This is a genomic window from Marinomonas sp. ef1, assembly GCF_002806845.1.
GTDB classification, from domain to species: domain Bacteria; phylum Pseudomonadota; class Gammaproteobacteria; order Pseudomonadales; family Marinomonadaceae; genus Marinomonas; species Marinomonas polaris.
The window spans coordinates 165,820-179,323 of the sequence record NZ_NHTT01000001.1 but is presented as its reverse complement, the minus strand read 5'-3'; the positions used below and the strand labels follow the sequence as shown (position 1 = coordinate 179,323).

16 protein-coding genes are annotated in these 13,504 nt (G+C 41.5%); 5 read left to right on the top strand and 11 right to left on the bottom strand.

Annotation, left to right across the window (positions count from 1 at the left end; translation table 11 throughout):
• Positions 1-2 precede the first annotated feature (2 nt).
• The 9 genes from CCS02_RS00835 to arfB form a co-directional block, all read right to left on the bottom strand.
• On the bottom strand, positions 3-455 hold the full coding sequence (locus CCS02_RS00835; RefSeq protein ID WP_100635302.1) for a hypothetical protein: 453 nt from the start codon (positions 453-455) through the stop codon (positions 3-5).
• A 48-nt stretch (positions 456-503) separates the two neighbouring features.
• Positions 504-947, bottom strand: a complete 444-nt coding sequence (locus CCS02_RS00830; RefSeq protein WP_072837831.1) for a YHS domain-containing (seleno)protein — start codon at positions 945-947, stop codon at positions 504-506.
• 19 nt (positions 948-966) lie between these two features.
• Positions 967-1,737, bottom strand: a complete 771-nt coding sequence (locus tag CCS02_RS00825; RefSeq protein WP_100635301.1) for an NRDE family protein — start codon at positions 1,735-1,737, stop codon at positions 967-969.
• Positions 1,738-1,739: 2 nt separating this feature from the next.
• Entirely contained in the window at positions 1,740-2,294 is a 555-nt protein-coding gene (locus tag CCS02_RS00820; RefSeq protein WP_100635300.1) for a hypothetical protein, read from the bottom strand.
• Between the two features lie 61 nt (positions 2,295-2,355).
• A complete protein-coding gene (locus CCS02_RS00815) occupies positions 2,356-3,489 on the bottom strand; it encodes a D-alanine--D-alanine ligase (RefSeq protein WP_100635299.1) in 1,134 nt (377 codons plus the stop codon).
• A complete protein-coding gene (locus CCS02_RS00810; protein ID WP_198432094.1) occupies positions 3,486-4,067 on the bottom strand; it encodes a DedA family protein in 582 nt (193 codons plus the stop codon). Before CCS02_RS00810 ends, CCS02_RS00815 begins: the two co-directional genes overlap by 4 nt.
• A gap of 207 nt (positions 4,068-4,274) precedes the next feature.
• Positions 4,275-4,478 carry a DUF1289 domain-containing protein gene (locus CCS02_RS00805; RefSeq protein WP_100187453.1) on the bottom strand — a complete coding sequence of 68 codons (204 nt, stop codon included), beginning with the start codon at positions 4,476-4,478 and terminating at the stop codon, positions 4,275-4,277.
• 78 nt (positions 4,479-4,556) lie between these two features.
• Positions 4,557-5,834, bottom strand: coding sequence for an O-acetylhomoserine aminocarboxypropyltransferase/cysteine synthase family protein (locus CCS02_RS00800; RefSeq protein WP_072837825.1), 1,278 nt, complete (start codon positions 5,832-5,834; stop codon positions 4,557-4,559).
• A gap of 104 nt (positions 5,835-5,938) precedes the next feature.
• Positions 5,939-6,352, bottom strand: a complete 414-nt coding sequence (arfB, locus tag CCS02_RS00795; protein ID WP_100187483.1) for an alternative ribosome rescue aminoacyl-tRNA hydrolase ArfB — start codon at positions 6,350-6,352, stop codon at positions 5,939-5,941.
• 137 nt (positions 6,353-6,489) lie between these two features.
• On the opposite strand from arfB, the gene hisA reads away from it, so the two are divergent.
• Together hisA and CCS02_RS00785 are read left to right on the top strand one after the other, a co-directional pair.
• The gene (gene hisA / locus CCS02_RS00790; RefSeq protein ID WP_100187452.1) at positions 6,490-7,251 is read left to right on the top strand and encodes a phosphoribosylformimino-5-aminoimidazole carboxamide ribotide isomerase; all 762 of its coding nucleotides are present in this window, start codon (positions 6,490-6,492) and stop codon (positions 7,249-7,251) included.
• 197 nt (positions 7,252-7,448) lie between these two features.
• Positions 7,449-8,249: a hypothetical protein gene (locus CCS02_RS00785; protein WP_100187451.1), complete on the top strand. Its 801-nt coding sequence runs from the start codon at positions 7,449-7,451 to the stop codon at positions 8,247-8,249.
• 54 nt (positions 8,250-8,303) lie between these two features.
• On the opposite strand, the gene CCS02_RS00780 is transcribed toward CCS02_RS00785, so the two are convergent.
• Complete coding sequence (locus tag CCS02_RS00780; RefSeq protein WP_100187450.1) at positions 8,304-8,774, bottom strand: hypothetical protein; 471 nt, start codon at positions 8,772-8,774, stop codon at positions 8,304-8,306.
• Positions 8,775-8,940: 166 nt separating this feature from the next.
• On the opposite strand from CCS02_RS00780, the gene CCS02_RS00775 reads away from it, so the two are divergent.
• Complete coding sequence (locus tag CCS02_RS00775; protein WP_100635298.1) at positions 8,941-10,290, top strand: sigma-54 interaction domain-containing protein; 1,350 nt, start codon at positions 8,941-8,943, stop codon at positions 10,288-10,290.
• A gap of 70 nt (positions 10,291-10,360) precedes the next feature.
• Here CCS02_RS00775 and CCS02_RS00770 read toward each other — a convergent pair whose 3' ends face one another.
• Positions 10,361-10,633, bottom strand: a complete 273-nt coding sequence (locus CCS02_RS00770) for a hypothetical protein (protein ID WP_012069204.1) — start codon at positions 10,631-10,633, stop codon at positions 10,361-10,363.
• A gap of 463 nt (positions 10,634-11,096) precedes the next feature.
• Between CCS02_RS00770 and aguA the strand changes: the two genes are divergently transcribed.
• Both aguA and rsgA read left to right on the top strand, forming a co-directional pair.
• Positions 11,097-12,206, top strand: a complete 1,110-nt coding sequence (gene aguA / locus CCS02_RS00765; protein ID WP_072838061.1) for an agmatine deiminase — start codon at positions 11,097-11,099, stop codon at positions 12,204-12,206.
• Between the two features lie 293 nt (positions 12,207-12,499).
• A complete protein-coding gene (gene rsgA / locus CCS02_RS00760) occupies positions 12,500-13,477 on the top strand; it encodes a GTPase RsgA (protein ID WP_072837820.1) in 978 nt (325 codons plus the stop codon).
• Positions 13,478-13,504: the final 27 nt, after the last annotated feature.

Sequence of the window (13,504 nt, the reverse complement as noted above, 5' to 3'; positions counted from 1 at the left end):
AATTAGACTCCGCTATTCACAATTTTATTTAGGATGCCTTGCGGATCTTTCAAATCCCGAAGCGATAAAAACACCGCACTTAACCAAACCAAACACGCCATGATAAACAGTAAACCACCGTCGCTACCGACGACTTCACCAACTTCGTTAAACTCAGGCATCACCACACCCAGTGGTGTAAACAGGTGAAAAATAATCGCACCACTCATAATGCCCATCGCCATCAAAGACCCCAAGCCATGCCAACGGGTAAAGAGCAAAATGGAGGCAATCAGTTCGGCCACACCAATAATATAACCACCATAATTCCCGAAGAATTCCAAACCAGACCAAGCGCCCAACACGCCGAAGATATAATCAGTTTCGTAGGAACCAGTGAATTTAAAAAACAGTGACTGCACAAACACAAAGGCGATAAACACCGTTGGCACATATTTCACGAATTGCTTATTCATCTTTATTAACCTTATTTTTTAATATTATTTTTGATCCGTTTTTACGAATCAGGGTTTACCAATAAGAGTCGGCCAATTGGCATCCGCTTGCTTGATGTGCAAAGCCGGATCTTGATCCCACTTGCGTTTAATATCGTCGTCATAATTCAAGTAAAGCTTGCCGTCGACCACCGCCCAATCTTTTGGATCAGCAGAGGCAAAATCGTTTTTGGCAGACACCGCCCACGCGCAATATCCACCATATTGAGGAGCGTATTTTTCGGGCTCTGCTTTGAACATATCGAGATGCTGTTGCGAGGCAAAATACCAATCTGCGCCTTTATATTCGGTCACGTACTTAGCGCTACCTTCGACCGGTTTTTGGTCAGTAAAATAAGCAACCGTGTCATAACCACTAAGGGCTTTATTACTAAAATAACCTGTGTAAATTTCATCTTGCGCAAATGCCAGGCTGCTTATAAACAAGGCTAAAAACATCACTAAACGCGTCATAACAACTCCTAAACTTTGATTAAAGGGGAATACCAACAAGGGGAACCTTTTCTTGAAAACGATTGTCTCGAAATCGATTGCCTTGAAAACGATAAGTCTGTTCCGCCAGCGCTTCTGGTGTTAAATGCAAGCAAGGCGCCCCAGCTACATAAGCCATTTTTAGATTGTCTTTTGAAACTTGAATACGTGTAAAACTAACGGTTTCAGCGTCTTCTCTATGCATGCAAACCGATAAGTGAGAATGTTCTGGATGATGCTGAGAATGAAAGGACAACAAATCGACAGGCGTTTTGGCGGCGAGTTCGCCATAGATAGATTGTCGATAAGCAACAGCGCTTTCTAACGCCACTGCAGAAGAAAAATGCGGTGATGTGGCATAAGCAATAGAGACCCTTTCACCATCCCATTGGAATTCTCTAACCTTGTTATTACCCAGTTCAAAAGCTAGCAAGGTAAAAGGCGCAAACAACTCAAGAACCTGCTTAGCAAATTGCTGTTCGACTTGGGCGACTGTTGTCGCACTGGATAAGCGCTTTAACAGTTGTCCGCGGCTAATCAGCTCGCCTGCTGGCTTCTTGCCTTGATAGTTATTCAGCAAACACAACGACACCCCCTGCTCATTCAAACTGATCCAGCTACCTTTGCCGATAGGATCAACTGGCATCAAAATCTGAGTTCCCTGCTGAATAAAAGACTGTGGCGGCAATGCAGCGACGCGCGTTTTTTGCTCATCACGATTGAAAAATAATTGATAGCCTGACTCTTCTACCAACCAAGAAACTGAACACATACTTATTGACCTCGCAAAAAAGTTGCTGTGGCTGGCGCAATACCAAAATCGTCATCGATTGGCTTATTCATCAAATTTGCGGCGACTTTCACCATGGCAAAATGATGATTCGCATGTAGCGCAGCGAAAATAATTTCCCGCTCTAAAGTCGATGACATAAGACACGCTTGCGTATGAGACACTGAGACTTCCGTCAAAACATTCACGTTTTTCTTGAGCTCTTTTACGGACAAGGAAGTAAGCCAATTTGTCAGCTCGTCGATTTCAGTCAATGCAATAGAACGTGATGTTTCTACCGCATGACCGCGACGACGATGGTTGTAATCAATCACTATGCCCGCTCGAGATATGGCATTAAAAACATCCAACCAATGGCGAAAATGCTCACCGATAGAGCTGCTAACGAAAGGCTTTATCGACGCTTGATAAGCCTCATCATCCAGTATCTGTAAGCAGCGAGAAGCCTGAGAGAAAACCTCTAAACAACCTTTTACGGTTGGCGAATAATCCGCTGGTAGCAACGCGTTTACTTCTCTATTCTTTAATACCGATTGCATAAATTCTTTCCTTCCAAAAATTGCCCTTAGCTAACACCTCAAACTCACTTTTTTATTTCATTCAGTCAGTGCTGGGATAATGCTGAGTCAGGGCTTTTTCTTCTCGCCATGCTTTCAATAAAGCTCGAAGGGTCGGTGATTTAAAACCGCGATTTTTTTGCAAAGCACCTATCTCAAACAAGATTCGATACTGTTTGAGCAGGGTGCCAAAAATTTCTGATAACTTGGTATTGCGATCCCAAATATGCGTTGCCTCACTGCTCGCGCCATTCATTTCTAAAATGGAAAAATTCTCACCGGTCATAAAGGATTCAATGTCGGCAAACTTGATGTCTAAACGACCATAGTAGTAACCATCGACGTCCTTTAAGATCTCATCCAATTTACGTGTTAGCGCTTGAGTAATGTATTGATTGCCATTGCGAAAAATCGAACCACGACTGTGACTGCCTGCAAACGCAAGGGGATATTCCTCACCGTCTGCGGGAACCCAATCCAGCTTTTGTGTATGACGCGGGAAGTACAAATGGGTTAACTGACCCGCACGCGGACAACGCTCAATAAGCTGTCTCAAGCTGTGCGCTCCATCACCAACCACACTTGGTGTGTATTTCAAGGTAATGGAGATAACTTGGCCCTGTTCCTGCCCCGGATAACGCACGTAAAACACACCTGCTTCCGCTTGGTATGGCGCTTTACGCTGAAGAAGAAATCTCGCAGATAGAGGGAAGCCATGGATGTAATCATAAAGTTGCGCTTTGGATTGCAGCAGTTTCACTCCAACTCCGCGACAACCTAAGTCTGGCTTAGCTACAATCGGGAATGACAAATGAACGGCGTCCATTGCTTGCAAGGCGCTTTCTAACTGAGTATCTGTATTCTCTTGGTTTTTTGTCAGAGTGATAAAAGGTTCAATCCACTTTTTGGCTACTAGGCCCGCTAAGTTCAAAATATCAGTTTTAGATTCGCCCACCATGCCACTGAGCTTTATGCTCGGATTGGCGATTAATGGTAAACAGACATCCCCGTGACGCAAACCAAGTAACAGACTTTGCGCCACAACAGGCACATAAAAAAACCAGCTCGGCATGAATTCATAAGGCGAAATGCTCGCCTCTTTTTCTACGTGGAGCAGCGGCATTCCAGCATTAATTTTATTCGGCGCAATGAACTGCCCCTCTACCATGGCACTCATGACATACCTCGCGTAAACGATTTATTAAGAAAACGATTTATTAAAAACAACAGGCCAAATACCAAAGGAATAAGTACCCACTTCAGCTCTGAGACTTGCATAAAGACACTACTGCCTATTTGGTAAATCAGCGTGAATACCACCAGCGTCCAAATAGACGTGGCAAGCAAAACGGCGCTAAAAAAGACAGGTAACGGGATGAGGAGAAAACCACTCAAGGTAAAACCAATGGTCCTTAAACCGGGAATAAAACGAATCAAGAAGAGGTTCAAAAAAGCACGCTGGGTCAGCTTTTTTCTTACGACTTTAAACGAAGAATTGCTTAAAGCTCGGTAACGCAGCCATCTAACTTTTCGGGCATAATGTCCCAAAACATACAACCCCAAATCCCCTGTCGCAATGCCGATAAAAATCGCCATTAGAGCAAGTGATGAAGGCATGTCACCGAGAGCAGATAAAGTCGCTGCCGTTGCAATAGCAAGGTCTTCGAGTAAATAAGACAAGAACACAATACCAACACACAACAAAGTCAGCGATGTTGTTCCCGATGTTAGCCATGCTTGTAATTCTGCAATCAAGGTAAGCCACCTACCCATATCATCTAAAAACTTGGAAAGATCCAAGCACCCTTATTTTGTTTCTGAGGGTTAGACGTAGATAGAAATCACTTTCTTACAGCGCTATTTAAAAAACTTATAAAAAGTAAAAAATATTAAAAATAATGAAATTTAACTAGCTAGAAGGAATTAGAAGGAGAGAAAAATACAGTAAATGATCGGAGGAAGTTAAAGATAAAGAGTGTCGTGTTTCTGTTTGCGAATTGAGCAGTTAGCCAAAATATCCAGTTTTTCACTCTGCGTAGATTTTTGCCAATCCATGATTTCAGTTATGGTTCGATAGCAACCCACACAAACATCATCGCCATCTAGGCAGCAATGTCGAATACAAGGACTTTTTATGGTTTTATCAGTTTCATGATTGGCTGACATAGCTTTACACCTCTTGCTTTCGCAATCCAAAAGAGGCCACGTTAATACGCAGCCTCTTAGTAGAACTAAGTTTGGATTTTAAACTGTTACCTTGTCCAACGCCTGACTAATATCCGCAATAATATCTTCGATGTTTTCAATACCGACAGATATACGAACTAGATCGCGGCTAACGCCAGCTTTTGCTAATTCTTCGTCATTCAACTGACGGTGAGTCGTTGATGCTGGATGACAAGCTAGAGATTTAGCATCACCAATATTGACGAGGCGTAGTACCATTTGTAGTGCATCAATAAACTGTGTTCCAGCTTCGATACCACCGTTAATACCAAAACTTAGTACACCAGACGCTTTACCACTGGTAATTCGTTGGCTCATTTCATTGTATTTATTATCTGGTAACGCTGCGTAATTCACCCAATTCACTTTATCGTGATTCTGCAAAAATGCCGCTAGTTTTTCAGCATTAGAGCAATGGCGCTCCATTCTTAGTCCTAGCGTTTCCAAACCTTGCATGATTAAAAATGAACTGTGTGGAGACAACGCTGCGCCAGTATTACGTAAAGGCACTACTCGACAACGACCTATATAAGCAGCGGCGCCCAAGGCTTCCGTATAAACAACGTCATGGTAGGAGGGATCTGGTTCATTCAACATGGGGAAACGCTTTTTATTCGCCACCCAATCAAACTTACCTGAGTCAACAATAATACCGCCTACTGTCGTGCCATGACCGCCAATGTATTTTGTTAATGAATGCACCACGATGTGCGCACCCAATTCAAAAGGACGACATAAGAATGGTGTTGCCACAGTATTATCAACAATAAGTGGGATACCATGCTTATTAGCAATGGCAGCAAGCGCTTCTATATCAACTATATTACCGGCTGGATTACCGATAGATTCACAAAAAATAGCGCGAGTATTATCATCAATCGCTGCTTCAAACCCAGCTAGATCGTCCGCAGATACCATGCGGGTTTCAATGCCTTGTCTTGGGAAACTATGGGCAAATAAATTGTAAGTACCGCCATAAAGTTGACTGGTGCTGACAATATTTGAGCCAACATCACAAATACACTGTAGTGCATAAGTAATCGCCGCCATACCTGATGCTACGGCCAGAGCTGCGATACCGCCCTCCATTGCTGCAACACGCTGCTCTAAAACGTCAGTGGTTGGGTTCATGATACGGGTATAAATGTTGCCCTGGACTTTCAGGTCAAATAAATCCGCACCGTGTTGGGTGTCGTCAAAGGTATAAGATGTCGTTTGATAAATCGGAACGGCTGCTGCTTTAGTTGTAGCTTCAGATGTGTAACCGTGATGCAGTGCAAGAGATTCTAATTTCATGGTAAGCAAACCTATTTTTATTATTCCCAAAAAGTAACGACATAATACTACAAAGTTATTATGCTTTGGAAAAACAAGTATTACTCATAACGTTAGGTAAAATTCTAATCCCAATTGCTACGGCGCATACTTTTGATTTGGCCTTTTTGTTTTTTCTGATCAACGCGTTTCTTCTGCGAAGAGCGCGATGGTTTGGTCGGTCTACGCGCTTTTTGCACACGAACAGCTTCAAGAATCAGCTCTTTAAGTCTTGCCAATGCGTCTTCTCGATTCAATTCTTGGGTGCGATGTTGCTGGGCTTTAAGCACAATATCACCATCTTTAGTAAGACGAGAATCACTTAACGCCAACAAACGCTCTTTATAGAATTCCGGCAAAGAAGAACTAGCGACATTAAACCTAAGGTGAATAGCGGAAGAGACTTTATTCACGTTCTGGCCGCCTGCGCCTTGCGCTCGTATAGCGGTCAATTCAATTTCGTGGTCTGGGATCGCCACGGCGAGGGTAATTTGTAGCATGATGATTGCTTTATATATCTTTCTATTTGAATGACCGACGATTATAACAGGCTTAAGAAGTGTTTGCTTTGGTACATCGTTTCTCAGTACATTATCGGTTACAATCGCCATTTTTTCTGACCAAATAGGAGTTTTTTGTGACCCAATTCCGTCCTTGTATCGATCTACACCAAGGCAAAGTTAAGCAAATTGTTGGTGGCAGTCTGAATGACAAAGGCGCCACAGAGAACTTTATCAGCGAACACAATGCTGAGCATTATGCCAATATGTATCGTGAACATGGGCTCGTTGGAGGGCATGTTATTGCGTTAGGAAAAGGTAACCAAGAAGAAGCCTTAAGCGCACTGCGCGCTTATCCTAATGGTTTACAGTTTGGCGGCGGTGTTAACAGTAGCAATGCTGAAAGCTACTTAAAAGCTGGCGCTTCTCACGTTATTGTCACTTCTTATTTGTTTGAAAATGGTGAGTTTTCTTGGGATCGCTTAGACAAAATCAAACGCGAAACAGGTACTGATCGTTTAGTATTAGATTTAAGCTGTCGTCGTACAAAAGACGGCTGGTATATTGCGACCGATCGCTGGCAAACCATTACATCTACTCAAGTAAACCAAGAAAACCTTATTGAATTGGCAAACCACTGTGATGAGTTTCTTATTCATGCTGCAGATGTTGAAGGCTTACAGGCTGGTATTGACGAAGATTTGGTTCAATTACTTGGTCAAGGCTGCCCGGTTGCAGTAACCTATGCAGGTGGCGCTCGTTCTTTGGCTGACCTTAAGCGTGTTAATGACTTGTCCAATGGCTTAGTTGATTTAACTATCGGCAGTGCGCTAGATATTTTTGGCGGGAAAGGCGTGACGCTAGACGAATGTATTTTGTGGAATCAGTCACAAAAATAAAGTCCAAAGAGAGACGAGCCGTTAACTTGTCTCTCACTCTCTCTGTATTACATTATTATCTCAAAGATTCATAAAAGATTTTATTTACACTTTTAAATAAGATACTCGCATCGGCAACAGGTACTTCAGCTCGACATACTATCCGCCATGCCGCATACTTAGTCACTTATTTTCGCTTCTAATCTCAGGATTATTAAATGCCTACATTTCGTTCTGGCCTTTTACTTGCAACGCTTTTACTAAGTGCTTGCTCGATGCCAATTTTTCAAGATTTACAAAACAAGCAAACTGAGAAAAACTCTACTCCAAACACAGTAAGCACTGAACAAACTATACCAAGCAAAACTACAGACAACGAGGTTGCTACTGTAGAAACGAGTGTTATTACTGAGACAAATAATAGCAACGGCTCGAAAGCCAGCAGTCCTGATAGTAATGCCGATCTGGCTGAGCAACTTAATACACAAAGAAAATTGGCTAACGCTAACTTTACAGAACTCAAAAATCGAGTTGGAAACGCGCCCGAGCTACCAAGACTATTAGCGACAGAGCAATTAAATTCGAAAGAAATTAACTTAGGTATTCAGCAGTTACGCTCATACATCAGCAAGACGAATACCGCCATAGCTTTGCTAAATGCACGTGTAGAGGACCGAGAAAAAGTCGCTATGAATGGTGACTTAATTCGAATTTTCTTATCTGAAGCGACGGTTACTCATGACAACATGACATTCAAAGCACAACCACTTGTGGGTCAATGGGTTCGCGGCGAAAGTCGAGTCATTCGTTTAAAAGACAATATTTTGTTTGAGAACCCTAAATCAGAAGACATGCATATTACGTTTTCAGAAACGTATCAACTTGTTGTTAATGGCGAAGTCATATCGACCGTTAACCCCAAAAAAGAAAAGAATAACGCAAGTTTCAATGTAACCACATCAGGTAATAACGGTACTATTGTTGGTAAATTAGACTATCGAGTCGTTGATAACGAATAACCTAATTATCGTTAAGTAAACAAACAAAATAAGAGCTTAAATTAGGCTCTTTTTTTATTTAACCAACTTAGCGGCTTTTCTGCGTTTCTGCGCATTGTCCAATACCATCTGAATGCACGCCAAATAATCAACAATCATGCTGGCAAATAACTTATTGTCTAACTCTCGAACTAATTTCCCGATACGCTTTATTACCTGCCAATTCACAGACATGACACGACTCGATGCATGTTTATCCGCCGCATTAAGGGCAGATAAGTATGCTGTTGCTATATAGCCAGGCTCCGGGTTCATTGTACCAGTATCTTCCGGCAGCGTTCCTACACTATGTAGCAGGCGCTCAGCTAACCGCCGATACAAAGACGACACTTTTTTAAACACATGCTTATCAAGTGTATTCCCTACTCGCCCACATAATGCCGAGTTAGCAAAAAAACCGTCAAAACACATAGAAAGCATGTCACATAAAATACGTGAATCCCTATTGGGATAAAGCATTTTTTCTGTTCTATGGTCTTTAAGCATGTCTGTCTCCTTTCAAAAAAGGGTGAGCTTTGTGCAAATAAGGATAATTAAGGCCGTGTTTAATGCAAAGTTACTGCAAAAGGCTAGGACAAGCTTATCTACCTATGATTCCATAACTCTATAAATTTTCACGATCACTCTTCTGTTCTATTTAGGGAAAATAATAATGTCTTCACCAAAGCTATTTATGCATGTTCAAGATCCATTATTAGCTTCAAATCTACTTTCTTTAAATGGCGTTCGACAGTATGAGTTAAACATTAGCCATCAAGATGAAAATTGGCTAGATCAGCTATCTGTCGCTCAATGTGATGTTGCTCTTATCGAAGTAAATTCATTGCATGATGTTGCCTTAAAAGAACTTATTAACAGCCCTGTTCTATATAAAACAGAGTTCTTATTTTTCAGCAAAGGCGAACCAGATCCAATATTAGATCACCTAATGCATAAAGGTGCTGGATTTCACTATCGTGCGCCTTACAATTTAAAGCTGATTGAATCTTCCTTAAAAGAAGTCTTTAGTGAACTAAGCCGCTCTCACGAAAATGCCAATACCCAAACCAGTTATCTGGATCAATTTGGCTTATTAGTCGGCTCATCAACTGCCATGCATTCGCTTTATCGCACTATTCGAAAAGTCGCAGCAACCAAAGCCAATGCTTTTATCATGGGCGAAAGCGGTACAGGTAAAGAACTTATCGCCAATACTTTACATGTTTTCAGCCAACGCGCTGAAGGTCCTTTTGTCGCCATCAACTGCGGTGCGCTTAGCCCGGAGTTAATCGACAGTGAATTATTCGGCCATGTTAAAGGTGCTTTCACCGGAGCACACAAAGATCATCAAGGCGTTTTCGAGCAAGCAGAAGGCGGTACACTCTTTTTAGATGAAGTCACCGAGATGCCATACGAACAGCAAGTAAAACTTTTACGAGTGCTCGAAAGTAGTGAATACAAACCAGTCGGCGCTCAACAAGTAAAAATGGCCAACGTACGAATTATTGCTGCAACTAACCGTACATTAAGCGATGCTATCCGCGATGAAGTATTCCGCGAAGATCTCTATTTTCGTTTAGCTCAATTTCCTATCATGGTTCCAAAATTAAAAGACCGAGAAGGTGATGCATGTGGCCTTGCTCAACACTTTTTGTCTTACCGCAACGCTAAAGATGGCCAACACAAACAATTTTCAGCACAAAGTCTAGAAAAGATTAACCACTATACTTGGCCCGGTAATGTGCGAGAGTTAAAACATGCCATTGAGCGGGCTTACATTCTAGCCGATCATATTATTCATCCAGAACACCTAATAACCAATGATCTCAGTGATCAAACCGAGATAGACAAAACAGCAGGTATTCCTACTGGTATGCGCCTAGATGACATAGAAAAAATCGCCATCTTAAAAACACTGAAAAACAATGACGGAAACAAAACAGATACTGCCCATCAACTTGGTATCAGTATCAAAACTCTATATAACAAACTCGATAAATACGAACATACCGATTTTTTATAAAGCAATAACAGTTACCTTAAAAAGAACGTTAGAAAAAAGGCCGATCAACTCGGCCTTTTTTCTGTTCGTTTTAGCAATCAGTGTCTTTGGCGTTCATGCCTTCTTTCGCTTCTTCACACTTGTCTTCAATGGCATTACCTGTATCTGTCATAGTGTCTTCAATTGAATTGCCCGCGTTATTTAGCGCTTCACCAGCATTATCCATTGTCTGCTCAACAGCATCACCAGCATTGGACATAGCGTCTTCTACTTTGTTGTCATCAGAACTCTGATCACATGCTGCCAATGTACCAGCAGTAACAAGAACCAAAGCGGTATTTAGTAGAGTGCGTTTAATATTCATAATGGTAACCTCCATTTAGTTTTTTAAAATTTGGGCGTCATGGCTGCGTTTATATCCAGCCTTCCCAAGTAATCAACTCAACGACCTGAACAAAAGATCTGAAGTTCATATCGTTGATTTCCCTTAGAGTATTGCGAAGCTTGTGCCAACTTTTAAAAAAACGTACAAGGTATTGATATTAAAGAATTTTATTAAAAAACATTCATCCAACATAACTACTAGACAGCAAGCTAATAAGTAGTTTTTACAAAACTACTCGGTAACTGTTTCCGTCGAGTAATTGTAAAGACGCAAAAAATGTGGCTCATAAGCCATCAATGCTCTGAGATAAGCAGGAAAAATCACGAAATAAACAGCTAATTTCATGGAATACACAAAAAGACTCTTGAATGTTTGTATGTCTGCCATAGAATTGGCCAAAATCTATGCTTTATTTATAAAAGCGACCTTTAAGGACATATTAATGAGCTCTACGCTGTACACCTCACCAAGATTAGATGGCTTTCGTATGCCTGCGGAACACGAACCGCAAGAGCAAGTTTGGATGGCTTGGCCAACCCGCGAAGACAACTGGCGAGAAAAAGGCAAACATGCTCAAAAAGAGTTTGTTGCTGTTGCTACAGCAATCGCACAATCAACAGACGTCACCTTCATTGCCGATGCCAAGAATTATGAACAAGCTCGCCTCGCTTTGCCTAGTAAAATCCGAGTCATTGAGATGCCGTCCGATGATTGCTGGATGCGTGACATAGGTGCGACCTATGTGGTGAACGATCAAGGCGAACGCCGTGCAAATAGTTGGCAATTTAATGCTTGGGGTGGCGAACTAGACGGCTTATACGATTCTTGGGAGCAAGATAATGCGGTCGCCGCAAAAATGGCCACTGTCACAGGTGACTATGTTTACCACGCGCCGTTAATTTTAGAAGGCGGTTCCATTCATGTGGACGGTGAAGGCACCTTATATACAACTGAAGAATGTTTGCTGCACCCAAGCCGTAATCCGCATCTCAGCAAAGAAGACATCGAAGACCTATTAAAGGTGTACTTAAATGTTGAAAAAATCATTTGGCTTAAAGATGGGCTTTATAATGATGAGACTAACGGCCATGTCGATAACATTATGCATGTTGTTCGTCCAGGTGTTGTCGCATTAACCGATTGTGAAGACTCAAACGATCCACAATATGCCATCAGTAAAGCGGCGCTAAAAGTCCTAAGCCAAGCAATCGATGCAAAAGGCCGAACACTAGAGATTATTAAGCTTCCGATGCCGGGGCCGCTTTTTGTATCAGAAGATGAAGCAAAAAACTTAGTAGAAAGTGATTATATGAATCGCCAAGTCGGAGAACGTCTTGCAGCTTCTTACGCCAACTTTTTAATTACGAATAACAGTGTTGTATTTCCAACATTCGGCGAAAAAACTGATGAACAAGCAAAGGAGATTCTACAAAAGGCATTTCCTGAGCATAAAGTAATAGGTGTTTACGCCAGAAATATATTATTAGGTGGCGGAAACATCCACTGTATTACTCAGCAAGTTCCTGAAAAGTGCTCTATTAAAGCAGTTTAAGAGCCCTAATAAGCCCTTAACGGATTATTATATTGGTTATATATGTTATGCCTATATTCAATATAAATACCAAGATGATAAACCTTTTTTATGGCACTAATATTTCTGTTTGTGGCGCACACACACTGTGCTAATCTCGTGTATTAGCGCCTTGTAAAAACGGTTTATAACGCATTGGTGTTTTGTGTATTTTCTGGCTAGAACATAATCAAAGTTTTGCTTATGTTCGGTTGTACTAATTGAAGCGCATTGCTTCTTATTTACGATGGCGTATTTCGCTTGGGGTAATATCAATGGATTCCACGTTTACTTTATTGGACTTAGGCTGGCAGGCTTACTTTCAACAACAGTTATCATTGGATGATTTAGAATCTAACCGCATTGCACGTATCTGCTCTCAAAAAGACAGCAGCTACGAGCTTGTCAGTGAATTCGGCTTTTTCACTTTAGAAAACCATTCCGATATGCCAAGCATGGCTGTCGGTGACTGGGTTATTACTGACACTGAACAAAACTTCCTACGCCTTTTAGAACCAAGTTCTATATTTGAAAACATCGCTTCAAATATAGACACTGTATTTTTAATTTGTGCATTAAATCAAGATTTCAATTTAGCGTTGATTAAACGTTATTTAGAACTTACTCATGAAGCTCAAGCAGATGCAGTTGTTATACTTACAAAAGCAGATACTTGTAATGATGCAGCTGAAAAACGTGCCCAAGTAGAAAAACTTGATCCGTTACTCATCGTAGAAACAGTTAATGCTTTAGATGCTGACAGCCTACGCTGTTTATCGCCTTTGCTTAAGAAAGGTAAAACCATTGCCTTACTTGGCGCGGTTGGTTCAGGTAAATCTGCATTGATCAATACCTTGATGCAAACTACGGCCGAAGGCAAAGCACAAAGAAACATTGGTGATTCGGGTGCCTTAAAGATCATGCCATCAGGTGCTATTTTGCTAGATACTGCAGGCATGCGTGAACTACAACTTGCTGAATTCGATAGCAGCGCTATTGCCAATTTCGCTGACATCATTGCATTGGAAAAAGAATGCCGTTTCAGTGATTGTCATCACCAAGGCGAACCTGGTTGTGCCATCAAAGGTGCAGTTAAGGCAAATCGTTTAGATGAGCAACGTGTGGCTGACTTTATGTTACTTCGTAATGAAGACAGCGATGATGATCAAGTGACCAGATCTAAACCACAAGAAAAGTTTTACCGTAGCGCACAATCCGATATCCGCGCTCGAAAACACAGTTCTGCTGAGTAATATTAAGAGCAATCTCAAATTAGCAAA